Origin of the sequence: Eudoraea sp., from assembly GCF_049669105.1 — a bacterium.
Taxonomy (GTDB): domain Bacteria; phylum Bacteroidota; class Bacteroidia; order Flavobacteriales; family Flavobacteriaceae; genus Eudoraea.
This window is the reverse complement of sequence record NZ_JBATKE010000052.1, coordinates 25,098-49,961: the sequence shown is the minus strand read 5'-3', so window position 1 is coordinate 49,961 and position 24,864 is coordinate 25,098. Positions and strand designations below refer to the sequence as shown.

The 24,864-nt window shown below is 37.3% G+C and carries 22 protein-coding genes; 6 read left to right on the top strand and 16 right to left on the bottom strand.

The features are described 5' to 3' along the window. Position 1 precedes the first annotated feature (1 nt). The 6 genes from WBM60_RS04340 to WBM60_RS04315 all read right to left on the bottom strand — a co-directional run bounded on the left by WBM60_RS04340 (position 2) and on the right by WBM60_RS04315 (position 10,365). A complete protein-coding gene (locus WBM60_RS04340; RefSeq protein ID WP_424277191.1) occupies positions 2 to 2,407 on the bottom strand; it encodes a 3-hydroxyacyl-CoA dehydrogenase/enoyl-CoA hydratase family protein in 2,406 nt (801 codons plus the stop codon). Further along, on the bottom strand, positions 2,404 to 2,868 hold the full coding sequence (locus tag WBM60_RS04335; protein ID WP_424259865.1) for a MarR family winged helix-turn-helix transcriptional regulator: 465 nt from the start codon (positions 2,866 to 2,868) through the stop codon (positions 2,404 to 2,406). The genes WBM60_RS04340 and WBM60_RS04335 overlap by 4 nt, the downstream gene beginning before the upstream one ends. 138 nt (positions 2,869 to 3,006) lie before the next feature. After that, positions 3,007 to 4,779: an AMP-dependent synthetase/ligase gene (locus WBM60_RS04330; RefSeq protein ID WP_424282791.1), complete on the bottom strand. Its 1,773-nt coding sequence runs from the start codon at positions 4,777 to 4,779 to the stop codon at positions 3,007 to 3,009. A gap of 145 nt (positions 4,780 to 4,924) precedes the next feature. Next, positions 4,925 to 5,407 carry a GNAT family N-acetyltransferase gene (locus WBM60_RS04325; protein WP_424259863.1) on the bottom strand — a complete coding sequence of 161 codons (483 nt, stop codon included), beginning with the start codon at positions 5,405 to 5,407 and terminating at the stop codon, positions 4,925 to 4,927. After that, on the bottom strand, positions 5,377 to 9,054 hold the full coding sequence (gene purL / locus WBM60_RS04320) for a phosphoribosylformylglycinamidine synthase (RefSeq protein WP_424282790.1): 3,678 nt from the start codon (positions 9,052 to 9,054) through the stop codon (positions 5,377 to 5,379). Before purL ends, WBM60_RS04325 begins: the two co-directional genes overlap by 31 nt. A gap of 99 nt (positions 9,055 to 9,153) precedes the next feature. Continuing rightward, entirely contained in the window at positions 9,154 to 10,365 is a 1,212-nt protein-coding gene (locus WBM60_RS04315; protein ID WP_424282789.1) for an RsmB/NOP family class I SAM-dependent RNA methyltransferase, read from the bottom strand. A 193-nt stretch (positions 10,366 to 10,558) separates the two neighbouring features. Here WBM60_RS04315 and WBM60_RS04310 point away from each other — a divergent pair, with 193 nt between their 5' ends. Beyond that, the gene (locus WBM60_RS04310; RefSeq protein WP_424264188.1) at positions 10,559 to 11,587 is read left to right on the top strand and encodes a WD40/YVTN/BNR-like repeat-containing protein; all 1,029 of its coding nucleotides are present in this window, start codon (positions 10,559 to 10,561) and stop codon (positions 11,585 to 11,587) included. 81 nt (positions 11,588 to 11,668) lie between these two features. On the opposite strand, the gene WBM60_RS04305 is transcribed toward WBM60_RS04310, so the two are convergent. From WBM60_RS04305 to WBM60_RS04270, 8 genes are all read right to left on the bottom strand, one after another. Continuing rightward, the gene (locus WBM60_RS04305; protein ID WP_424277188.1) at positions 11,669 to 12,016 is read right to left on the bottom strand and encodes a DUF6515 family protein; all 348 of its coding nucleotides are present in this window, start codon (positions 12,014 to 12,016) and stop codon (positions 11,669 to 11,671) included. A 180-nt stretch (positions 12,017 to 12,196) separates the two neighbouring features. Continuing rightward, positions 12,197 to 12,649 carry a hypothetical protein gene (locus WBM60_RS04300; RefSeq protein WP_424264192.1) on the bottom strand — a complete coding sequence of 151 codons (453 nt, stop codon included), beginning with the start codon at positions 12,647 to 12,649 and terminating at the stop codon, positions 12,197 to 12,199. Further along, positions 12,642 to 13,145, bottom strand: coding sequence for a hypothetical protein (locus WBM60_RS04295; protein WP_424264194.1), 504 nt, complete (start codon positions 13,143 to 13,145; stop codon positions 12,642 to 12,644). Before WBM60_RS04295 ends, WBM60_RS04300 begins: the two co-directional genes overlap by 8 nt. A 118-nt stretch (positions 13,146 to 13,263) precedes the next feature. Beyond that, positions 13,264 to 13,806, bottom strand: a complete 543-nt coding sequence (locus WBM60_RS04290; RefSeq protein WP_424264196.1) for an RNA polymerase sigma factor — start codon at positions 13,804 to 13,806, stop codon at positions 13,264 to 13,266. A gap of 60 nt (positions 13,807 to 13,866) precedes the next feature. Continuing rightward, positions 13,867 to 15,696, bottom strand: a complete 1,830-nt coding sequence (locus WBM60_RS04285; RefSeq protein ID WP_424277187.1) for an ABC transporter ATP-binding protein — start codon at positions 15,694 to 15,696, stop codon at positions 13,867 to 13,869. Then, positions 15,696 to 17,405, bottom strand: a complete 1,710-nt coding sequence (locus tag WBM60_RS04280) for a phospho-sugar mutase (protein ID WP_424282788.1) — start codon at positions 17,403 to 17,405, stop codon at positions 15,696 to 15,698. Before WBM60_RS04280 ends, WBM60_RS04285 begins: the two co-directional genes overlap by 1 nt. 49 nt (positions 17,406 to 17,454) lie before the next feature. Continuing rightward, positions 17,455 to 18,411 carry a glycosyltransferase family 2 protein gene (locus WBM60_RS04275; RefSeq protein ID WP_424263014.1) on the bottom strand — a complete coding sequence of 319 codons (957 nt, stop codon included), beginning with the start codon at positions 18,409 to 18,411 and terminating at the stop codon, positions 17,455 to 17,457. A 43-nt stretch (positions 18,412 to 18,454) separates the two neighbouring features. After that, a complete protein-coding gene (locus tag WBM60_RS04270) occupies positions 18,455 to 18,973 on the bottom strand; it encodes a DUF4199 domain-containing protein (protein ID WP_424279505.1) in 519 nt (172 codons plus the stop codon). 168 nt (positions 18,974 to 19,141) lie between these two features. Here WBM60_RS04270 and WBM60_RS04265 point away from each other — a divergent pair, with 168 nt between their 5' ends. From WBM60_RS04265 to mtaB, 3 genes are all read left to right on the top strand, one after another. Next, positions 19,142 to 19,450 (top strand): type B 50S ribosomal protein L31, encoded by a 309-nt coding sequence (locus WBM60_RS04265; RefSeq protein ID WP_424262356.1) that lies wholly within the window; start codon positions 19,142 to 19,144, stop codon positions 19,448 to 19,450. A gap of 83 nt (positions 19,451 to 19,533) precedes the next feature. Continuing rightward, on the top strand, positions 19,534 to 20,709 hold the full coding sequence (locus tag WBM60_RS04260; protein ID WP_424262358.1) for a GlmU family protein: 1,176 nt from the start codon (positions 19,534 to 19,536) through the stop codon (positions 20,707 to 20,709). 141 nt (positions 20,710 to 20,850) lie between these two features. Continuing rightward, positions 20,851 to 22,179, top strand: coding sequence for a tRNA (N(6)-L-threonylcarbamoyladenosine(37)-C(2))-methylthiotransferase MtaB (gene mtaB / locus WBM60_RS04255; RefSeq protein WP_424262360.1), 1,329 nt, complete (start codon positions 20,851 to 20,853; stop codon positions 22,177 to 22,179). 30 nt (positions 22,180 to 22,209) lie between these two features. Here mtaB and WBM60_RS04250 read toward each other — a convergent pair whose 3' ends face one another. Further along, complete coding sequence (locus WBM60_RS04250; RefSeq protein WP_424262362.1) at positions 22,210 to 22,503, bottom strand: GNAT family N-acetyltransferase; 294 nt, start codon at positions 22,501 to 22,503, stop codon at positions 22,210 to 22,212. A 175-nt stretch (positions 22,504 to 22,678) separates the two neighbouring features. Between WBM60_RS04250 and WBM60_RS04245 the strand changes: the two genes are divergently transcribed. After that, a complete protein-coding gene (locus tag WBM60_RS04245) occupies positions 22,679 to 23,341 on the top strand; it encodes an alpha/beta fold hydrolase (protein WP_424262364.1) in 663 nt (220 codons plus the stop codon). Positions 23,342 to 23,386: 45 nt separating this feature from the next. After that, the gene (locus WBM60_RS04240) at positions 23,387 to 24,343 is read left to right on the top strand and encodes a lytic transglycosylase domain-containing protein (RefSeq protein WP_424262366.1); all 957 of its coding nucleotides are present in this window, start codon (positions 23,387 to 23,389) and stop codon (positions 24,341 to 24,343) included. A 4-nt stretch (positions 24,344 to 24,347) separates the two neighbouring features. Here the strand turns inward: WBM60_RS04240 and WBM60_RS04235 are convergent, their stop codons facing one another. Beyond that, positions 24,348 to 24,863 carry a tetratricopeptide repeat protein gene (locus tag WBM60_RS04235; protein WP_424262368.1) on the bottom strand — a complete coding sequence of 172 codons (516 nt, stop codon included), beginning with the start codon at positions 24,861 to 24,863 and terminating at the stop codon, positions 24,348 to 24,350. Position 24,864: the final 1 nt, after the last annotated feature.

Sequence of the window (24,864 nt, the reverse complement as noted above, 5' to 3'; positions counted from 1 at the left end):
TTTAATTTCTAAGTGGTTTACCTGTTTTTAACATGTGCTGAATTCGTTCCAATGTTTTTCTCTCAGTACAGAGCGATAAAAAGGCCTCTCTTTCCAAATCCAATAAGTATTGCTCACTGACAAGACTCGCTTCAGATAAATCTCCTCCGGCCATTACATAAGCTAATTTATCAGCAATTTTTTTATCGTGTTCACTAATATAGTGACCTGCTTCCATAGAATCCGTTCCTACAAGGAACATGCCTAAAGCCTGTTTCCCCAATACCTTTACATCTTTTCTTTTAATGGGTTGGGTATAACCTCCTTCAGCCAAAAGTTTTGCCTGCGCTTTAGCTGTTGCTATTTGCCGGTCTTTATTTACGACAATAATGTCTTTTCCTTTTTGCAGGATACCTAAATCATATGCTTCATATGCAGAAGTAGACACTTTGGCCATTCCAATAGTCAGAAAATATTCCTGCAGCACATTTAATTCTACATCATTCTTCTTGAATGTGTCAGATGCCCTCAATGCCATTTCTTTAGAACCACCCCCACCCGGTATGACACCAACTCCAAATTCGACCAATCCAATGTAGGTTTCTGCTGCTGCCACAACTTTATCGGCATGCAGTGATAGCTCACATCCCCCGCCCAGGCACATTCCATGAGGCGCTGAGACTGTTGGGATAGCAGAATAGCGCATGCGCATCATTGTATCCTGAAAGTATTTAATAGCCATATTCAATTCATCGTACTCCTGTTCTACAGCCATCATGAATATCATTCCTATATTTGCTCCAACAGAAAAGTTAGCTGCCTGGTTGCCTATAACAAGCCCTTGAAAATCCTTCTCGGCAAGGTCTACTGCTTTGTTTAAACCAGACAATACATCTCCTCCAATAGTATTCATTTTAGATTGGAATTCTACATTGAGTATTCCATCACCAAGGTCTTCTATAACAACGCCGCTATTTTTAAATACTTCATTAGATTTTCTTATATTATCTAAAATAATAAAGGCATCCTGGCCGGGTACCTTAGCCATAGTCTTCTGAGGAATATCATAAAAATAGGTGGCTCCGTCCTTAACACTGTAGAATGAAGAAGCACCTGAGTCCTTGAGCTCCTTAATCCATTTGGCCGGACTATGTCCCTCTTCTGCAATCATTTTCAAGCCATTCTCCAAACCAATGGCATCCCATATTTGGAAAGGCCCGTGCTCCCAGCCAAAACCGGCTTTCATAGCATCATCAATTTTGTATAATTCATCTGTTATTTCCGGGATGCGGTGAGAAACATAGGCAAAAAGTGCTGCAAAGCTTTTACGGTAAAAGACGCCGGCTTTATCCTTGCCATTTACCAAAACTTTGAAACGATCAATAACTTTGTCTATGGGTTTGGTAATTTCCAGTGTGGCGAAATTCGCTCTCTTTTTTGGTCTGTAATCCATAGTATCCAGATCCAGGCTAAGAATGTCACTTTTACCGTCCTTTGTCTTTACCTTTTTATAGAATCCCTGACCTGTTTTACTACCCAGCCATTTGTTGTCCGACATGGTCTGGATAAATTCCGGTAATTGAAATAATTCATGTTGTTCATCATCTGTACAATTTTCATAGATACCATTGGCCACATGCACTAAAGTGTCGAGCCCTACAACATCCACTGTTCTGAAAGTTGCAGATTTTGGTCTGCCAATTACAGGCCCCGTTAGCTTATCTACTTCTTCAACTGTAAGCCCTAATTCTTTGACCATATGAAATAAGCTCTGAATGCTAAAAATCCCAATTCTGTTGCCTATAAAGGCAGGCGTATCCTTTGCAATTACAGATGTTTTTCCAAGAAATTTTTCACCATAACTATTTAAAAAGTCCAGCACAGATTGTTTGGTTTTCGGCCCAGGAATAATTTCAAAAAGCTTTAAATAACGAGCAGGATTAAAGAAATGGGTACCACAAAAATGTTCCTGGAAATCATCACTTCTTCCTTCACTCATGAATTTAATGGGAATACCAGAGGTGTTAGAGGTTATCAATGTTCCCGGACTTCTGTGTTTTTCGAGGTTCTCGAATACCGTTTTCTTAATATCCAGGCGTTCCACAACCACTTCGATAATCCAATCTACCTGTCCTACTTTTGCTATGTCATCTTCAAGATTCCCGGTGGTAATTCTACCGGCGAAATCTGAATGATAGATAGGAGATGGCTTTGATTTTAATGCCACTGTTAAGGAATCATTGACAATTCTATTTCTTACGGCTTTATCTTTAAGTGTAAGTCCTTTTGATTTTTCCTTTTCATTAAGTTCCCTGGGAACAATATCTAATAATAGGACTTCAACTCCAATATTAGCAAAGTGACAGGCAATTCCGCTACCCATTATACCGGAACCTATAACAGCTACCTTTTTAATATGCTTATTCATTGATGATGATTATTTAATTTGGTATTCCGACTATATATTTTTTTCTCAGTAATAAGACTGTTTATGGTTTCCATAACTTCAAAAAAGTTGTTCAGCTGTCCCTCACTAACATTTTCCTTAACTACGTCATTAAACCGTAAAACAACATCTTTGGAATCTTTACGCTTTTCAAGACCAAAAGGGGTAAGATGTATTAAAACGCCACGCCCATCATCCGGATTAGGTTTGCGGATAATTAGCCCTTTTTCTTCCATGCTTTTTAGTATTCGGGACAGGCTGGTGGCCTCCATTCCCATTTTAGGACCCAGGGATGTGGATGGTGTACCGGTTTTAGGATCTATGCTTAGCAGCGTAAAGCCAACGGCCATAGTTGTGCCAAAATGCTTGGCTTCTTCATTATACATTTTAGCAACGGATTGCCAGGTAGCGCGCAAGGCATAATCTATTGTTATATCCTTCATGAAATCTTCAATTGTACCTCAAAGATATAAAAATTTATTATGCATGCATAATAAATTTACAAGAATAGCCTGTTGATTTTAAAAGAAATTTAGGTCAAATTAAGTTGTTCAGATTCCTTTAAGAGGAAGCATCCACTCTTAATGCCCATATATTTGATTGTAGAGAGCCGTATACTTTTCTTTAATAATCTTTCGGCGAAGTTTCATAGTAGGAGTGAGGTGGCCTCCGTCAACACTCCATACATCGGGGGTAAGTCTAAACTCCTTAATTTTTTCCCATTTGGCAAATTTTTCATTGGCGTGATCAACTTCTTCCTGAAATCTGGCCAAAACTTTTGGATTAACAACACATTCCGTATTGGTTCCCAGACTTAGCTTATGCCTTACCGCCCATTCCCCCAAGAATTCAAAATTGGGTTGGATCAGCGCAGCGGGCATTTTCTCACCATCGCCAACAACCATAATTTGTTCGATAAATCTGGATTGTTTAAACCGGTTTTCCATTACCTGAGGTGCTACATATTTGCCTCCGGAAGTTTTAAACATTTCCTTTTTTCGGTCTGTAATCCTGAGGAAACCATCGGCATCAATTTCACCAATATCACCTGTATGAAAAAATCCATCCTTTAATACTTCAGCGCTTTTTACCGTATCTCTGTAATAGCCCATCATAACCTGAGGCCCCTTAATGCAAATTTCTCCATCAGCTTCAATCTTTACCTCAGTGCGCCCTATTGGTTTACCTACGGTTCCAATCTTAAAACCATTATTGCGCATGTCATTTACGGAGATAACCGGAGAGGTTTCCGTTAGTCCGTAACCTTCCATAAGACCCATTTCAGCAGCATTAAAAATTCTGGCTAATCTGGGTTGCAAGGCCGCACTACCAGATGCAATAAGACTAAGATTACCCCCAAGTCCGGCTTTCCATTTGCTAAAAATTAATTTACGTGCCAGTTTGAGTTGTTGCTCATACCACCATCCGTTTTGGCCATATGGCTCATATCTAAGCCCTACTTTTACTGCCCAAAAAAACAAGAATTTCTTTATGCCTTTTAAGTCAGCGCCCTTTGCAATTATTTTATCATAAACCTTTTCTATAAGTCTGGGAACAGCAGTCATGACATGGGGCTCAACCTCCTTTAAATTTTCACTAATCGTTTCAAGTGATTCAGCGAAATATATAGAAACACTTCTATACTGATACAAATACATTAGCATTCGTTCATAAATGTGGCAAACTGGCAAGAAGCTCAACGCTTTAACTGTACCATCGGCAATGGGTAATCTGGACGAACTTTCCAAGGTATTACTCACTATGTTATCATGGGATAGCATAACCCCTTTTGGCCTTCCCGTGGTGCCGGAAGTATAAATTAATGTGGCCAGGTCTTTGGGTTTTACGGAGTCTTTAAGTTTTTCTACTTCAGTCTGGTTTGACTCGTCTTTTCCAAGTTGTAATAGTTCCTTCCAGTTCTTACATTCCCCGAGTTCATCAAAAGAATATATTTCCTTTAAGGAAGGAACTTTATCCTTAACCGCCTTGACTTTCTCATAAACCTCACTGCAGGATACAAAACAATAAACACATTCTGCATGGTTAAGGACATAAGCATAATCCTCTTCAGAAATCGTGGGATAAATAGGCACATTTTGGGCCCCTAACTGTAAAATACCAATATCCATTATATTCCATTCTGTTCGGTTGGTCATGGATATCAGTGCAATCTTGTCATTGGGTTTTACACCTAATTTTAGTAAAGCCCTGCTCACTGTATTTGCCTTATTTATATACTCCCTAGTAGAAGTGGCAATCCACTCCCCATTATATTTTGTAACCAGGGAATTCTTTAGATCGAATTTTTCTAATTGGTAATAAGGAAAATCAAAAAGACGTGTTATATCTTGCATACTCAATTTCTGAATTGTAATTGCAAAATAAGAAAAGGTAACGGTATTTAATACGGAATTACTAAAAAAAGACCTTAATTTATTATAATTTGTTAATAGAATGCAATCTCATAATAAATAGGATCTTAAAAGGTCACTTCATTATTTAGTGCAAATGAAGTTTCATTCCTTCATGGGATGCAATGAACCCTAGTTTTTCATAAAATTTCACGGCCGTATCCCTTTTTTTATCCGTAGTAAGCTGCACTACATGTGCTTCTTTTTGTTTAGCGCGATCTATTGCCCATTGTATAAGCTCCTTTCCAATTCCTTTATTCCTGTAATCCTCATGCACCCTTACGGCTTCTATTTGTGCTCTTATGCCTCCCTGATAAGTTAGATATTGAATAAAACTTAGTTGCAAAGTGCCAATTATATCTCCGGAGTCATTTGACATGACCATTAATTCCTGATTTTGATCCGAATTAATTTTATCAAATGCATTCAAGTACTGCTCAGGTAAAGGTGTTTTGAAGTTTTCTCTTAACCTGCCTAATTCATCGTTAGCTATGAGTTCTACCATAGCTGGTAAGTCCTTTTGTTGGGCCCTGCGAATAATCAAGATACTTCGTTTTGTTTTTCTATCCATTTTCTGGCGTTAGTAAACGCCTCTAACCAGGGTGATATTTTATCGTTTCTATCCTTTGGATAATACGCCCAGTTCCAAGGAAAAATAGAACGCTCAATATGTGGCATGGTCACCAAATGCCTTCCTGTTTTATCGCACATCATAGCAGTATTAAAATCACTTCCATTGGGATTTGCGGGATAGTCACTATAACCATATTTAGCAACGATATCATAATTTTCTTCACTCAATGGAAGACTAAATTTCCCTTCACCATGGGATATCCATACTCCAAGAGTCGTTCCCGAAAGAGAAGCAAGCATTATCGAATTATTGTCTATAACCTTCACGGAGGTAAAACTGCTCTCATGCTTGTGCGAATTATTAAAAGTCATTTTACCATGAACTTCATGTTCAGGATTTACTAATTCTAATTCCATAAAAAGCTGGCATCCGTTGCATATTCCTACCGATAAAGTATCCGTCCTCTCAAAAAAGTTTAGAAGTGACTGCCTTGCCTTTTCATTATATTTAAAAGCACCTGCCCAGCCCTTTGCACTTCCCAAAACATCTGAATTGGAGAATCCGCCTACTGCACCTATAAACTGAATGTCTTCCAGAGTTTCCCTGCCAGCAATAAGATCGGTCATGTGGACGTCCTTGACATCAAACCCGGCAAGGTACATTGCATTGGCCATTTCACGCTCAGAATTACTTCCTTTTTCTCTTAAAATTGCTGCCTTTGGCCGCTTTATATTTTCTGCACTTCTTTCAGGATGAAGATTTTGAAAATATTCAGGGAAGATAAAATTCAGAGGTTGTTTTTTATAATTTCCATACCTTGATTTAGCAAGATTATTGGAGGTTTGCCTTTCGTCCAAGAGATAAGACGTTTTATACCAGATATCGCGTAAACTGTTAATGTTTAAACTTATTTCAGTTTCCTGATTTTTTAAGTTCAATTCCGGTTGTTGGTTAACTTTCCCTATTTTCTTATAATCTATTCCTACCTGCTGCATTTTTATTTCCACTGAATCATCTTTGGCCTGAAAAACCAATCCGGAATTTTCGGCAAAAAGTAATTTGATCGTGTCATTTTCGGCCAGATTTGTAAGATCCAAAGATGCTCCCAGATTAATATCTGCAAAACACATTTCCAAAAGTGTGGTTATCAATCCTCCTGAAGAGACATCATGGCCAGCTACAATTTGTCCATCTTTTATCAATTCCTGAAGTGTATTAAATACATTAATGACATAAGCCGATTCCTTTATAGTAGGGGCTTTATCACCAATTCTATTGAGGATTTGTCCAAAAGAAGATCCGCCTAACTCATATGCATCCTGTGAGATGTTAACATAATAAATACTTCCCGCATTACTTTGAAATACAGGTTCTATTACATTGGTAATATCCGTGCAATTTGCTGCGGCGGAAATTATGACGGTTCCCGGAGAAATAACTTCTTCATCCTTGTATTTTTGCTTCATGGATAATGAGTCCTTGCCGGTGGGGACATTGATCCCAAGTTCAATGGCAAAGTCCGATATAGCTTTAACTGCTTCATACAATCTGGCGTCTTCTCCTTCGTTTCTACAGGGCCACATCCAATTAGCAGAGAGAGCAACCGATTTTAAGCCGTCTTTTAAAGGTGCCCAGACAATATTTGAAAGGGCTTCTGCAATACTGTTCCTGCTACCTGCGACCGGATCGATTAATCCGCTTATTGGGGAATGACCAATAGAAGTCGCAATGCCTTCTCTGCCCTTGAAATCCAACGCCATGACACCACAATTATTCAAGGGTAATTGCAAAGGTCCGGCACACTGTTGTTTGGCAACCTTGCCGCCAACACATCGGTCTACTTTATTGGTTAACCAGTCCTTACATGCAACGGCTTCCAGTTGAAGGACTTGCTCGAGGTAGTCGTGAAAAAATTCTATTTTATAATCTGTTACCTGATATTTCCTGTTGACAGTAATATCATCCATGATGGTTTTTGGAGAGCTGCCAAACATGTCAGAAAGTTCAAGGTCCATTGGCTTAGTTCCTTTTGTTTTGGATTCAAAAGTGAATCTATTGTCTCCGGTAACATCCCCTACATCATAGATCGGAGAGCGTTCCCTATCGGCAATTCTATGTAATAAACCCATATTTTTTGCACCCATTACGAGTCCCATGCGTTCCTGAGATTCATTCCCTATAATTTCCTTGGCAGAAAGTGTAGGGTCTCCAATCGGGAGCATATCCAGATCAATTTTACCTCCTGTCTCTTCTACTAATTCTGATAAACAGTTTAAATGTCCGCCCGCACCGTGATCATGAATAGAAACTATGGGATTCTCTTTGCTTTCCACAAGGCCCCTTATTGCATTGGCCGCGCGTTTTTGCATTTCCGGGTTCGACCTTTGTACCGCATTTAATTCTATAGATGAACTAAATTCACCGGTATCAGCACTTGAAACGGCAGCGCCACCCATTCCTATGCGGTAATTGTCACCCCCAAGAATAACTATTTTATCTCCTTTTTTTGGAATTCCTTTTAGGGCCTGGTCTGCTTTGCCATAACCAATACCTCCTGCAAGCATTATAACCTTATCATATCCCAGTTTTCTGGAATGTTCTTCGTGCTCAAAGGTCAACAAAGATCCTGAAATTAAAGGTTGACCAAATTTGTTGCCAAAATCAGAAGCACCATTGGAAGCTTTTATAAGAATATCCATTGGAGTTTGGTATAACCATGGTCTTTCCTCCATACCATTCTCCCATGACCTGTTTTTTTCCAGGCGTGAATATGAGGTCATATATACGGCGGTTCCTGCGATGGGTAATGAACCTTTACCTCCTGCCAGTCGATCCCGTATCTCACCTCCGGAACCGGTAGCTGCCCCATTAAAAGGCTCTACCGTAGTTGGAAAGTTGTGGGTCTCGGCTTTTAGTGAAATAACAGATTCAAACTCGCTTTCCTGATAGTAGTCTGGTTTATCTGAAGTTTTTGGAGCGAATTGAACCACCTTAGGACCCTTTACAAAAGCCACATTGTCTTTATATGCGGATACAATTTCATTTGGATTTTCCTGAGCTGTTTTTTTTATTAGCTTGAAAAGTGAGGCAGGCATTTCTTTGCCATCAATAACAAAAGTTCCGTTAAAAATTTTGTGCCTGCAATGTTCAGAATTTACCTGACTAAAACCAAAGACCTCAGAATCTGTTAATTTCCGACCTATTTTTTTTGATAATCCTTCAAGATATTCTACTTCATCCGGGCTCAGTGCCAAGCCCTCTTCTTTATTATATTTGGTAATATCATCAATTTCCAAAATGGGGTGAGGTGCCACCTCAATACTATAAATCTCCTGATTTAACCCTTGGTACTTTTCCGAGAGCATTGGATCAAAATCTATAAATTTTTCATCCACCGTTGTAAACTCTTCAATTCTAAGAATTCCAGAAACACCCATATTCTGTGTTATTTCGGTAGCATTAGTACTCCACGGGGTAATCATGGCAGCCCTGGGTCCAACAAAAAAGGCGTCTATAGACGCCACATTTATTCTGGATTGATTCCCAAATAACCAACTAAGTTTCTCAATGTCTGTTTCTGAAAGTTCTTGGTTAGTTTGTACTGCAAAAACTTTAGTGCTGAGGTCTCCAAAGAAATGAATCATGGAACTTATTAAAAATTAGGATTACGAAAGCACAAATTTACATTATTAATATGGGTTTTTTTAAGAGAAAAGTTAACAGTTTTCAAATGCAATTGTTCATTACTTCCTAATCATTCTAGCCATATAGAAACCGTCAAATCCGCTTTCTGAGGCATAAATGTTCACTTCTTTTTCCATAGAGAATACTTTTCCTTCATCTGAATCTAAGAATTGTTTCACCTGCTCCGTATTTTCCTGAGGCAGAATAGAACAAGTAACATATATAAGTTTACCGCCTTCTTTTACCATTTTGCTGTAATTTTTCAGTATTTCCTGCTGTACCTTGATAATCTTGGCCAGAAATTCAGGCTGTAATTTCCACTTGGCATCCGGATTGCGTCTTAGTACGCCCAGGCCTGTACAAGGGGCATCTATAAGCACTCTATCTGCACTTGCAAATAATTTTTTGTAAACCTTGCTGCTGCTTATTACCCTGGTTTCGACATTATGGGCCCCGTCTCTTTTCGCTCTTCTCTTAAGTTCTTTTAATTTATTCTCATATATATCAAGTGCAATAAGTTGTCCTTTGTTTTTCATAAGAGCGGCTAAATGCAAAGTTTTACCGCCGGCTCCTGCGCAGGTATCAATTACCCGTAATCCTGGTTCAACCTGTGTAAAATATCCAACCTGTTGTGATGAGGCATCCTGAACTTCAAAAAAGCCGTCAGTGAATGCCTTCGTTTTAAAAACATTCGTACGCTCTTTTAATTTCAAGGCATCAGGATGACCCTCAATAGTTTCGGTCTCAATACCCTCTTCTAACAGAAGGTTTTTTAAGTTACTTTTAGTGGTTTTAAGTGTATTGGTCCTGAGAATTACCTGTGCCTGTTGATTTAATGCGGCAATTTCCCTTGTCCATAAGTCTTCTCCCAAGGAATTTAGGCCTAATTCTTCTATCCAGTCTGGAATAGATTCTCTGTACTTTCTTATTTTGGAAAGCTCATCGAATTTTCCTTTAATTCGTCTGGTCGGGGTCATTTCGATTTGTTTCCAGTCTGGTAATTGAATTCCCCTAAGTACTGCCCACACGGCAAACAACCTAAATAAGTTTGGTCTGGAATAGGGAGCCACTACTTCTGCAATTTCTGAATAGAGTCGCTTCCAACGCACTATGTCATAAGTGGTTTCAGCAATAAAACCTCTGTCCCTGGAGCCCCATCGTTTGTCGTGCTTCAAAGTTTTTTCCACTACCTTATCGGCATATTCTCCTTCGTTAAATATAAGGTTGAGTGCATCTACCACTGCAAACACCAAATTTCTATGTAATCGCATCTGCAAAATTTAGTAGGCAAAGGTATTGCTTTTAATTTTTAACCAATCAATTACACCTTAGCAACTAAACATAGTTTTTTATTTTTTTTAAACCTGTAAATGCCGTCTCTATTTTTCAGATAGTGCTATATAACGGCAGAATAATCGTTTTTTGCTATCGGCCCAAAATCCGGTTTTATTCCTACATTTACATATGCGCTATATTATCTTATTCATCACATTGTTTGTAATTCATTCCTGCAAGAAGCCTGTTAACAGGCCTTATTTTACAAAGGTTAAGGTTGAAGTACTTTATGAGGATTCATTAAATATAAGAGCAATTGAATTAATGGGAGGTAGTTTAGGTTTTGCCGCCAATGAGGGTGTTTTTGGTACAATTGATCTGCAGACCAAAACAGTTCGGACCAATAGACAAAAATTCGATAGTATTTTGCCCGAATTTAGGGCAATAGCACATACCTCTACCGATTTTTTTATGCTCTCCGTAGCAAATCCTGCCTTGTTATATAAAACAGGCGATAAAGGAAGCATGGAATTGGTTTACACAGAAGAAGGGGAGAACGTTTTTTATGATGCAATGGCTTTTTGGAATGACAAAGAGGGTATCGCTATAGGGGATAATGTTGGAGGTTGCCTGTCTATTATTATAACCAGAGACGGTGGATATAGCTGGACCAAACTCTCTTGCGCCCAATTGCCTGAGGCGCTTGATGGGGAAGGAGCTTTTGCAGCCAGTAACACGAATATTGTTGTTCAGGGAAATAAAGGCTGGATAGGAACAACTAAAGGACGTGTGTTTTATACTGATAACAAGGGATTATCATGGAGCGCGGTACAAACCCCGATCCTTAGAGATAAACCTACTCAGGGTATTTATTCGATTGATTTTTACGATAACTTGCTGGGAATTGCGATTGGAGGAGATTATACAGAGCCTGATAAACGAAAAGCCAATAAGGCGATCAGCCGTGATGGAGGTAAAAGCTGGCAGCTACTTGCTAATAATCAAGAACCCGGTTACAAGAGTTGTATCCGATTTGTTCCTGATTCTGAAGGTAATGAGATTGTGGCCATAGGATTTACAGGAATATCATATTCCCATGATATGGGGATGAATTGGAAGGCTATTTCAAACGAAGGGTTCTACACCATACGATTCCAGAATGATTCGGTGGCATATGCTGCAGGAAAAAATCGCATTGCCAAACTTACTTTTAAATAAAAAGGGAAGTATAAGTACTTCCCTTTTTTATCACCAACAATTTATCCACTTTTTGTGGTAACCAAATCAATACCCAACCAACTATACATTAACTACGATATAGCTACGACCTTTTTTCTTATAAAAAACTCCATGATAAGCATAATACTTCCTGCCACCATATACAACCACTTTATTTCCTAAGGGAAGTTGTCTCACTTTAACTCCCACAGGAGCTGCACACACCATGTATTTTCTTCCTCTGGCTTTGTACCAGACACCTTTGGAAAAATGAAAATTTACTCCTTTATGCACGACAAGTCTTGGTTGGTATAATGTTGTAACAACCGTACCATGTTTAGGATATACTTTTATGTTGCGCTGAGCAGTAATTGTTGAAGTTGTACCAACTAATAAAATAATGATTACTAATAGTTTTAAACTTTTCATAACTTCTTTTTTATTGATTATAGAACTAAGACTATTAATTAAAGTAAAGGTTTAATTAAAGTTTAAATTTTATTGATATTAAAGTAGTTAAATATTATAATTAAAGGGTTTAACTCCTGATTTAACCAACAAAAAAGGAAACCAAAATGTTTCCTCAATTATTCTATATGAGCCCATAATTTATCCACCTCCTTGACGCCTTTGCTGAATTTGTCTCAACAGGCGTTTCCTGAAATCTTCTTCGGCCTTAATTAAAAGAAAGGTTTTTTTAGGTGAAATAACGTCACGAATATTTGACAGGAATACTATATTAAGCTCTTGTTTCTCCCGTTCAAGCTCAATAAACTGATCTAAGAGTTTACTGGCCTCATTCTCGCTTAAGTTCTCAAAATCGGCCATTTTACTTCTTATTTCGACGCGTTCCTTTCTTCGAATTTGAGATAGTGCTTCCTCATGCTCATTGTAAACAGGCCAAAACATTGTAGCCTCTTTACTTGTAAGACCTACACGTTCTGTTATAAATGCAACCTTCAGGGATTTAATTTTGTCCATTCCTGGCCTGTCTTGCCCCGATACTATAGCAACTGTTAAAAATAGCACAGTAAATACCCATATTTTGCCGAAATTATTCATCGATCTCCAAATTTAATTCATCAATATTATCCTCAAGGTAATCTATGATGTTTTCATCATCCAGTTCAATATTCAGAATATCATTTACTTCCATTTCTTCTGTTAGTAGTACCTCCGCAAGTTCGTAACTGCTCAAACCCAGTTCATTTTCTTCGAGGTAAATTTCAATATCTGTTCTGGCCAGATCATCAAAGGTAAAACTACTTTTATCCCTCCATTGAATACTTAGTACTAATAATACAATTGCCGCTACTGAGGCTGCCGCATAAAAGTATTTCTTATAGGCTTGAAGACGTATTACTTTTATTTCCTTTTCAGTTACCTTCTCTAGTACTTCTTTATTTAGAGTATCAAAATAGCCTTCAGGAATTTTAAATCCATCCTTATTAGGAAGACTTGAAGCCTCTTTTGACATTTTGTTTAAAAGATTATCCGTTAAGCCTTCAAAGTAGCCCTCAGGGGTCTTAAATCCACTATTTTTTCTTTTTTTACCCATCCTTATGGTTTGACTCTCGATGTCCTAAAAGGTTTAATATTCGCCGGTTTTATATCATTTTACTTATATATTCCCAATTTACTTTAAATCTAAATATATTAAATAAGCATTACTTCAATTACTCTTCCTTTAAACTGGCTTCAATTTTTTTTACAGCTAAATGATAGGAAGCTTTCAGACCACCTACTGAGGTTTCTAATATCTCCGATATTTCCTCGTACTTTAATTCTTCAAAATACTTCATATTAAAAACCAATTTCTGTTTTTCCGGCAATAAAGCAATTGCCTTTTGTAACTTTAATTGTATTTCATCACCTTCAAAGTATACATCTGCCTGTAAATTATTAGCCAATCTTTCCTGAAGTTCATCATTACTGACCCCTAATTTTTTGGACTTTACTTTAAGGAATGAAAGTGCTTCATTAGTAGCAATCCTGTACATCCAGGAATATAACTTACTATCTCCTTTAAATTTATCAATATTTCTAAAGACCTTAACAAATGTATTCTGCAATACATCATCCGTGTCGTCATGATCTATCACAATTCTACGAATATGCCAGTACAAGCGTTCTTTGTAAGTATTAATGAGTACCTCAAAGGCTTTGGCCTGGGTATCTTTCTGCTTTAAATTTTCTATTAAGGTTTCTTCGGCGATCAAAGCAAATACTTATTTATTTAAGACTGCGTTGAATTTAAAAGGTTTAATTGCATTTTAAATTTATATTACGCCCAGTGTTTGCATATCTACCAAGTTTTTATACATACCACTTGATTTTAGCAGTTCTTTATGAGACCCTTGTTCTACAATCTTTCCTTTCTGTAACACAACAATAGTATCCGCATTTTGTATGGTGGATAATCTGTGCGCAATAACAATAGAGGTGCGGTTACGCATCATTTTTTCGAGTGCATCTTGAACTAGGCGTTCGCTTTCCGTATCCAGTGCAGAGGTGGCCTCGTCCATAATCATAACCGGAGGGTTCTTTAAAACGGCTCTTGCAATAGAAAGACGTTGTTTCTGCCCACCACTTAGCTTATTACCACTATCCCCGATATTTGTGTCATAGCCCTGAGGCAATTCCATTATAAAGTCATGAGCGTTGGCAATTTTCGCAGCATCCTTAATTTCTTCAATACTGGCATTCTCCTTTCCCAGTCCTATATTATTCTTTACCGAATCATTGAAGAGAATAGAGTCTTGTGTAACCAGCCCTATTAGATCTCTGAGTGATTTTTTAGTGAGGTCCTTAATATTTGTATTATCAATTTTTATTGCGCCTTCATTGATATCATAAAACCTGGTAACCAGGTTAGCTATTGTACTTTTACCACTACCGGATTGTCCCACCAAAGCTACTGTATTACCCTTAGGCACATAAAGATTGAAATTATCCAAAACGTATTCATCCTCGTATTTAAAAGCAATGTTTTCTAATGTTATCCCGGTATTAAAATCGGTTTTGACAATAGCATCTTTCTTTTCAGCGATTGGGTTTTTTGTTTCCAGAATTTCTAAAACCCGTTCGGCTGCGGAATTGCCCTTTTTGACCCCATATAATGCTTTGCTAATTTGTTTAGCCGGAGTAAGTATGTTATAAGCCAATCCCATATATGCTATAAATTCGGATGCGCCCAGAGTTTTATCTATAAGCACCATTTTTCCTCCAAACCATAATAGTACACCAATTACTAGGATGCCCAAAAATTCTCCGGTAGGGGATGCGAGATTTTGTCTGTTAAGTAATTTGTTGGAAAATTTAAAAAAACGTTCTGTAGAATTTTTAAAAGTTCCATAAAATTTAGATTCTGCGTTAAATGCTTTAATAACTCTTAGTCCGCCCAAAGTTTCTTCAACTATAGAAAGGAATTCGCCCTGTTCTTTTTGCACCCTGTCTGAATTCTTTTTAAGGGATTTTCCTATTCGGGAAATTATCATTCCTGCAATTGGAATAAAAATAAATACAAAGAGGGTGAGCTTTACGCTTATTAAAAACATAATGCTTATTGTGAAAAGTATGGTAAGCGGTTCTCTGATAATCAACTCTAGAATGGAAAGAAATGAATATTGAATTTCAAGAACATCGGATGAAATTCTCGCTATAACATCACCTTTTCTTTTCTCAGAATAATAGGCGAGGGGAAGGTCCACAATTTTTTGATACATCTTGTTTCTGACATCTTTAAGGACACCATTCCTTAAAAATGTAATAAAATACATGGCCAAATAATTAAACAAATTCTTAAGGAGAAAGAGTATCAGTACCAATCCAATGACCAATACCAAACCACTCATTTCATCATCACCTGAATAATCAGTGACTTTATAATTTACGTACTCTTGGAGATAGTCTTTTAAGTTTACAGAACTGTTATAAACAGGTGCCTGATACACTTTTTTGGTTTTGTCGAAAAGCACATCCAGCATGGGAATAAGGGCGGCAAAGGAAAGTGCACTAAAAAGTGCATAAAGAATATTAAAAAAAATATTTAAGAATCCGTACCTGCGATACGGGATGGCAAAACGCAGGATTTTTTTAAAATATTCCATTAATGAAGCTTCAGTTCTGTAAGAATCCTTTCAATGCGTGCATCCAATTCCTTATCTACTTTTTTAAAGTTTTCTGCAGAATCGAGTCTGGTATTTATGCTAAAGTAAAATTTAATTTTTGGTTCTGTACCACTGGGCCTGGCTGCCATTCTGCTTCCATCTTCTGTGGTATAGATTAAGACGTTAGATTTTGGGATATCAATTTGTTTAACCTCACCGGTTACCAGGTTTTTAGAAGTAGACGTGTTATAGTCATCAACAATAACAACATTTGCGCCTCCAATCGATTTTACCGGATTCTCTTTAAAGTCAATCATCATTTGGCTTATCTCTTCTGCACCGCTCATTCCTTTTTTGGTTATTGATATCAACTTTTCTTTATAGAAACCATAATTGACATAACAATCAATAAGCTGTTTATAAAAAGAGCTGCCATTAGCTTTAGCGTCCGAAGCTATTTCACAGGCCAGTAAGGTGGCTGTAACCGCGTCCTTATCTCTTACGAAATCACCAACCATATAGCCAAAGCTCTCTTCACCACCTCCTATAAAATGCTGTTCGGGAAAATCTTTGATCATCTTCGCAATCCATTTAAATCCGGTCAAGGATGTTTTGCATTCCACCCCATAGCTTTTGGCCATTTCATTCATCATAGGGGTAGATACTATGGTAGTAGCTATAAACTCAATTCCGGTAAATCCTTGTTTTGCTCTCTGGTCCAATAAAAATTTAGTCATCAGGAGCATGGTTTGATTTCCATTCAATAATTCCATTTTTCCCTCAAGATTCCGGACTGCTATGCCTAATCTATCGCTATCCGGATCCGTTCCAACAACCATATCGGCCCCTATTTCTTCGGCCTTTTTCATCGCCAGGGTAAGTGCCTCCGGCTCTTCCGGATTCGGGGATTTCACTGTGGGAAAATCACCATCTGGTACAGCCTGTTCTTGTATAATGGTCACATTATTGTAGCCGGCTCGTTTTAGAACTTCAGGGATAACTGTAATTGAAGTTCCATGAAGGGATGTAAAGACAATTTTAAAATTGTCCTTCTCTTTTGCGCCAAAGCTTCCATTTTTCACAGATGCCTGTATAAAAGCTTCATCAACTTCGCTATCTATTAATTCAATCAGGTTCGAATTGGCATTAAAATTGATTTCTTCGTAGTTCAGCCTATTAATTTCTTCAATGATTTCATTATCCTGAGGAGGCACGATTTGCCCCCCATCTGTCCAATAAACTTTATATCCGTTATATTCGGGGGGATTATGTGATGCTGTCAAAACTATTCCCGCATTGCAGCCTAAATATCTAACCGCAAAGGAAAGTTCAGGGGTTGTCCGCAATTCGGAGAAAAGAAATACTTTTATTCCGTTCGCTGAAAAAACGTCGGCTACTGTCTTTGCCAGAGTATCACTATTATGTCTGCAGTCATAGGCAATTACTACTTTTAAATCTTCACCAGGACAAACTCTTTTCAGGTAGTTGCTCAGTCCCTGAGTACTTTTGCCTAAAGTATATTTATTTATTCTATTTGTACCAACTCCCATTATACCCCTCATACCTCCGGTACCAAACTCCATGTTTTTATAAAATCTATCCTTCAGTTCTTCCGGATCATTGGCCATAAGATTCTGAATTTCTTTTTTGACCGAGGGATCAAAAAAGTCGGTTTGCCATGCTTTGGCATTGGAAAGAATGTCGTCCATTTGTATGGAATTTTCGATTGAAAATTTAAAATTACAAAGAATATCTGTTTTAAGGCCTTGAAAGATTTAATTCTTCAGAAATCGTATAGCGTTGTACATTTACCCTTGATCTAACCATTATTTCTCCGAGAAACCCAGCAAGAAAAAATTGTGTTCCAATGATCATTGATGTAAGTGAAACGTAAAATTGTGGCCGCTCAGATAACAATCGCCCGAAAGGATTAATAAAAAGTTTGTCAATTCCAAGATAAAGAGCAAATCCAAAACCAATTATAAACATCAGTACACCTAAAGCTCCAAATAAGTGCATTGGGCGTTTACCAAACTTGGAAACAAACCAGATAGTTATTAAATCTAATAATCCATTAATAAAACGTTCCGCCCCGAACTTTGTCTTACCGTATTTACGAGCCTGATGTTTTACAACTTTTTCACCTATATGGGAATACCCCGCATTTTTAGCCAGAACCGGGATATAACGATGCATTTCGCCTGAGACTTCAATATTTTTAACTACGTCACTTCTAAAGGCCTTTAACCCACAATTAAAATCATGTAATTTTACATTGGATGTAATTCTTGCAGCCCAATTAAAAAGCTTTGAAGGAATGTTCTTGGAGAAGAGGGAATCATATCTTATTTTCTTCCAGCCCGAAACCAGATCAAATCCTTCCTTTGTAATTAGGTTATAAAGTTGTGGTATTTCCTCCGGATTATCCTGTAAATCCGCATCCATGGTGATAATCACATCACCCTGTGCAACTTTAAACCCTGCATGAAGTGCCTGAGATTTTCCGAAATTCTTATGAAATCGTATGCCTTTTACGTTTTCATTCTTTTCCGCTAACCGTTCAATTACTTTCCATGATTGGTCTGAACTGCCATCGTCAATAAAGAGGATCTCGTATAAAAAATGATTGGATTGCATAACACCGGCAATCCAATCATGGAGTTCTTCTAAAGACTCTTCTTCGTTAAGTAAAGGAATAACTATGGATAGATTCATTGAGTTCTAAGGAAATTCCTGCCAAAAGTACAATTTTTAATAATTAATAATCTGGTTTTGCTTTTTTCAGGATCAAACCTCCGATTAGTCCAATAATTAAACCAGCTATGATATTAAATATTAAAATGAAAGGATAAGAAATCCAGAAATAATTAATTGTACCATCATATTGCTGTTGTATTTGTGCATCTGACATCTGACCACCCGCCTCACTAGCTGCTTTTGTGGTTTCTGCAATTTTTACTGCAAACTCCGGATCGAGTACATTAGATAAAAACAGAGTATAAATGACTGTTATAATTCCGGCAACTAAGGCTATTCCAGCTCCTAGTTTTAAGGCCTCACTCAAGGTTAAAAATCCTTCATTAGCCTTTCTAAAGTTAATAATACCCCAAATAATGACGCCAACCATAATTAAGATACTTATTACCGTATTACTCGGGTCCTGCGAATAATGGGCATCCATGCTATATAACATTATACCAAATATTACTCCGATTGCTCCCAGGATTAATCCGTAATTCAATGAAAACTTTCCGGTTTTAGGTTGATTTTCTTCCATTTTTATATGAATTTGATGTTTTAGATAGTTAGTTGTTCTTGTTTGATTTTTGTTACATTTAAAGATACAATTTTTAAGTTTTCTTTTTTGGGAAATTAAAATTGTTGTTTCTCAGAAAATTAATTAAATTTGCACGCTTAAAATTCAGAAGTTTAAAAAGAATATAAAATGAGAAAAGGTATACATCCGGATAATTACAGATTGGTAGCATTCAAGGATATGTCTAATGAAGATGTGTTTATCACCAAATCTACAGCAGCTACAAAAGAGACTTTGGAAGTTGACGGTGTGGAATACCCGTTGGTTAAATTGGAAATCTCAAGAACCTCTCATCCTTTCTATACTGGTAAGGCTAAATTGGTAGATACTGCTGGTAGAATAGATAAATTTAAGAGCAAATATAAAAAGTTCGAAAAGGAGGCAAAACCTTCCGCTCCGGAGGCTAAGGATACGAAGTCAGGTACTGAGGAAAAGTAGACTTTTTATAATCCCGTATATAGATGCGCCTCCGATTATTATCGGGGGCGTTATTTTTTTATTTTTATTTAAAATTTAAATAGATGAATTATATTCTCTTTGACGGTGAAGTCAGGAATTCGTTATTACCTTTTACTTTTACCAGGCCCGTTGCCGATATTAGAATCGGCATTCTTACAATTAGAGAAAAATGGGAGAAGCTACTGTCTGCAACTACCAGCACAAAGACAGAACAATATCTTTCTAAAAAATATCCGTTAGTAAATGGCCCGGCTAATGTTTTAATTGACGCATCTTTCTGTCCAACAGAAGAAATTGTCTCTATTATACTTAAGTTAAAAAAGAACGAAGCCGTTTTTAAAGAAGATCTTGTAATTGCTTATTTCGCAGAAGATGCCGAACAAAATGTTAATATATCTGATTTTAAAAAAATAAATTTCGAGGGAGATTTACTTAGGGTTGTAAACACCTGGGATATTTTTTCTAAAAATGGGATTGCTTTACAGCACGACTTTGATATGATTACTAAGGGAAGGAAAAGCGCTCCAATATCTTCTACCAATCATTTAATCAATGCTGAGCATATTTTTCTTGAGGAAGGCGCCATAGTGGAATACAGTATTTTGAATGCCAGTAACGGCCCGATATACTTAGGAAAGGACTCTGAAATAATGGAAGGAAACCTAATTCGGGGGGCATTTGCTTTATGTGAAAAGGCCGTTGTAAAAATGGGAGCCAAGATTTATGGACCTACCACAATTGGCCCTTATGGTAAAGTATGTGGAGAAATTAATAATTCGGTGATTTTTGGATATTCGAGCAAAGGCCATGATGGTTATTTGGGAAACTCCGTTTTAGGGGAGTGGTGTAATATTGGAGCGGATTCCAACAATTCAAATTTGAAAAATAATTATGCCAAAGTGCGTTTGTGGAATTACGCCACTGAGCGATTTGAACATACAGGGCTTCAATTTTGCGGCCTTATGATGGGTGATCACAGCAAGACAGCAATTAATACCATGTTTAATACGGGAACCGTTATTGGAGTGAACGCAAATATCTACGTGCCTGGTTTTCCAAGAAATTTTGTACCCAGCTTTAGTTGGGGTGGCGCTTCCGGGTTTACCACATATCTGCCGAAGAAGGCTTTTGAAGCTGCAGAAGTAATGATGGCAAGAAGAGGAGTTGTTTTTGATGAACAAGAGGCGGCTATCCTTAACCATGTATTTGAATTAACTAAGAAGTTCCGGAACTACTAAACGAAAAACACCAACTATAAGCAAGAAGACCCGTTCAAAGCTCCGCAAAAGGGTTTAAGTATTTCCCAAACTGCTATAGCTTAGATGGTTTGCCTTAAATTTTGATATCTTTACGGTCTTTAATTTTGTATCAAAGCAGTAATGAAGAAGAGAGTAGCATTTTATACGCTGGGTTGTAAGCTAAACTTTTCTGAAACTTCGACCATTGCAAGGAGTTTTGAGAATAAAGGATACGATCGTGTAGATTTCACGGATCGCGCAGATATGTATGTCATAAATACCTGTTCGGTAACAGAGAATGCGGATAAACGCTTTAAAACGCTTGTAAGACAAGCACAAAAAACAAATCCCGAAGCTTTTGTTGCAGCCATTGGTTGTTATGCACAATTAAAACCGCAAGACCTTGCAGATATTCATGGTGTGGATCTGGTTTTAGGTGCTTCAGAGAAGTTTAAGATATTGGACTATATCAATGATCTTTCCAAGAATGACTTTGGTGTAGTACATTCCTGTGAAATTGATGAGGTGGATTTCTATGTTGGCAGTTATGCCGTTGGCGATAGAACCCGTGCTTTTTTAAAGGTCCAGGATGGCTGTGATTATAAATGTACCTATTGCACTATCCCCCTGGCAAGGGGTGTTTCCAGAAGCGACACTCTTGTAAATGTATTGAAAAATGCAAAGGAGATATCAGAACAAGGCATAAAGGAGATTGTACTTACTGGTGTAAATATTGGGGATTATGGTAAAGGAGAATTCGGTAATAAAAAGCACGAGCATACTTTTTTTGACCTTGTAAAAGCTTTGGATAGCGTTGAAGGTGTTCACAGATTTCGAATATCTTCTATAGAACCTAACCTGTTGAAAAATGAAACCATCGATTTTGTAGCGGATAGTAATACTTTCGTGCCGCATTTTCACATCCCTTTGCAGAGTGGGAGCGATGAACTTCTTAAACAAATGAAAAGGCGTTATCTCACGGATCTCTATGTGGATAGGATTAAGAGAATCAGGAAAGTGATGCCTCATGCGTGCATTGGAGTAGATGTTATAGTGGGATTTCCCGGTGAAACGGATAAACACTTTTTGGAAACGTATAATTTTTTAAATGGGTTGGATATCTCCTATCTGCATGTTTTTACCTATTCAGAACGAGACGGTACTGCAGCAGCAAGTATGTCGCAGGTAGTACCAAAAAATGTCAGGAGTAAGCGAAGTAAAATGTTACGGGGCCTGTCCGTTAAAAAAAGAAGGTCATTTTATGAGAGCCAACTGGGAAAGAATAGAGCTGTATTGTTTGAAAGTGAAAATAAGGAAGGTTATATCCATGGGTTCACAGATAACTACGTAAAAGTCAAAACGCCATGGAATCCTGAATTAGTAAATACATTACACAAAGTAACCCTTGCTGAAATATATGAAGACGGATTGGTACAGATAAATTTTGTGCAGAATGAAGTCTGGGCATAAAAAAACCTCCGGAAAGGAGGTTGTAAATTTTTAAATCCGGATGCCTACCGGGAGCATTTCCTTATATTGTCTGTTCTTTCGTAAAAAACCTGCAATTTGAGGACTTGTGGGAACCACTCTGAGCTTTTGTTCCTGTATGAGATTCAAAACCGCTTTAATAAATTCTTCTTTAAACCCTTCTTGAGATATTTCATCAGGAATAACCAATTTGGTTAGAAAAACTTTTCTTTCCTGCGAAGAGTATTCAATCTTGGCAAGATGACCATCAACCTTAGTTTCAAATTGACGTAAGAAACTATTATCCTTAATTGCTACTTCATTCATATAGTATGATTTAAAATGGTTTCAGATAAAAAAATCACGATCTTGCATTAATCGTAGTTATCTATATTGTCGGCCAATGTTTAATTCTCCAACTGGCAGTGGTAATTTAACAAACAGCGTACAAAAGTAAGAAAAAAATTGCTATTTTCCTAGTAAAAACAATAGTTTAGATTAAATGAGCACGACTAAAATTCAAGTTTATTTCATGCCCGGAATGGCTGCGAGCTCTGCTATTTTTAAAAACATTGAATTACCAAAAGACAGATTTGAAATACATTTATTAGAATGGTTTATTCCGGAATACGGAATTACTTTTGAAGCCTATGCAGCTGCAATGTGCAGGCAAATCAGACATAAAAGACCGGTGCTTGTAGGTGTATCATTGGGAGGACTGCTTGTACAGGAAATGGCAAAGCTTTTAGATGTAGAAAAAGTAATTATCATTTCGAGCATTAAACAAAAATCAGAATTACCTAAACGCCTGCTATTTGCGAAATACACCAAAATACACAAATTACTGCCAACCGGGTTAGTAAATAATGTTGAACTTTTGGTTAAATACGCTTTTGGAGAGATGATTACCAAACGTCTCAAATTATATGAAGAATACCTGTCTGTGCGTGATAAATACTATATAGATTGGTGTATAGACAAACTAGTTCATTGGGATCAAAGTAGTTGCGATCCAAATTTAATTCATATCCATGGAGATAATGATGCGGTTTTTCCTATTCAATATATCAAGAATTGTCATGTCGTTGAGAAGGGCACCCATACCATGATCATTCATAGATATAAATGGTTTAATGAACGATTGCCCACAATTATTTTGGAATAACGGAGTTGTATTTTATACCTTTGATAGGTCACTAAATAATATATTATGAGGATAATTAAGAATATGCTGATGATTTTAGGGGTTGTTTTTGTAATAAGCACCTTAATCTTTGCGGTGCAACAAGGGGATGATTTTGGTGCTGAATATCAGGGGAAAGACATTCAATTAAAAGACAAAAATGTTTCGAGTGAATATCGAATTTCAGCCATTGAAATTCCGGCTGATTTAAATTTTGCCAACGAAATAGTACCTCAGGAAGATCCAGAAATAATGGAGCGTGTAGACAGGGAATTTTTGGTAAATACGTATTGGCAATCAAATGCGCTTCTACTAATGAAACGAGCTCATAAATATTTTCCTGTAATTGAGCCTATACTTTCTAAAAATGGGATTCCTGATGATTTCAAATATTTAGCAGTAGCTGAGAGTGGCTTGCAAAATGTGGTATCACATGCCGGAGCTACAGGATTTTGGCAAATAATGAAGGCGACTGGACGTGAATATGGGTTGGAAATAAATGACAATGTTGATGAGCGTTATCATCTGGAGAAGTCCACGGAGGTGGCTTGTAAATATTTGCAGAAATACAAGGAAAAATATGGTAGCTGGACCCTAGCTGCGGCTGCTTATAATGCCGGTCCAGGCTCTATAAATAAATATATGGGTATTCAGAAGGCTAATGATTATTATGATTTACTATTGGGAGAAGAAACAGGTCGCTATGTTTTTCGGATACTTGCTATAAAGGAAATACTCAGTAATCCGGAAAAATACGGATTTGACATTGAAAATGATGACCTTTATAATGCAGTACCAACATTTAATGTGGTGGTAGAAGAACCGGTACAAAATTTTGCGGATTTCGCTCAGCAGTATGAAATCAACTACAAAATTCTTAAAAGGCATAACCCCTGGTTAAGGGAACCGCATCTTAATAATACTTCCGGTAAAACCTATACTTTAGAAATTCCGAACAAGGGGTATTACAAAGTATCAAAATAGGCCTTTAGATCTTCTTCATTTGCTGCTGCATCATTTTTATCTGATCAGTAAGCATGTTGTTCTTATCAAGTTTTTTGGCTTCCTGAAGGAGTGTTGTGGCCTCTCTTTTTCGCCTTTTCTGCATAGCTATACCAGCTAGGCTAAGTTTGGCCATGGCAACGTCATAGTCCATGTTTAAGCCCAATTTTAGAGCTTTCCTAAAATATTTTTCAGCTTGGGTAAGATTCTTTTGTGAAAAGATAATACCGAACAGGTAATTGTAATAACCTTGCTGTTTTGGAGTAAGAGACGATTCAGGATTCTTTATTTTTTGTAACCATTTTTCTGTTCCAGGCATATCCTGCTTACGCATCCTAAGGAAGGCCAGAAGAATAAATTCATTCCTGAAATAAAGAAATACAAAAATTGAAGAAAGCAAAATCAGAAAAATACCGTTTCCAATATTGCCTTCTATGAATTGGTACACAGCATATGCAATAATAAGAGCAGCAATTACCAGTTTAATATTCTTGTTGAACATA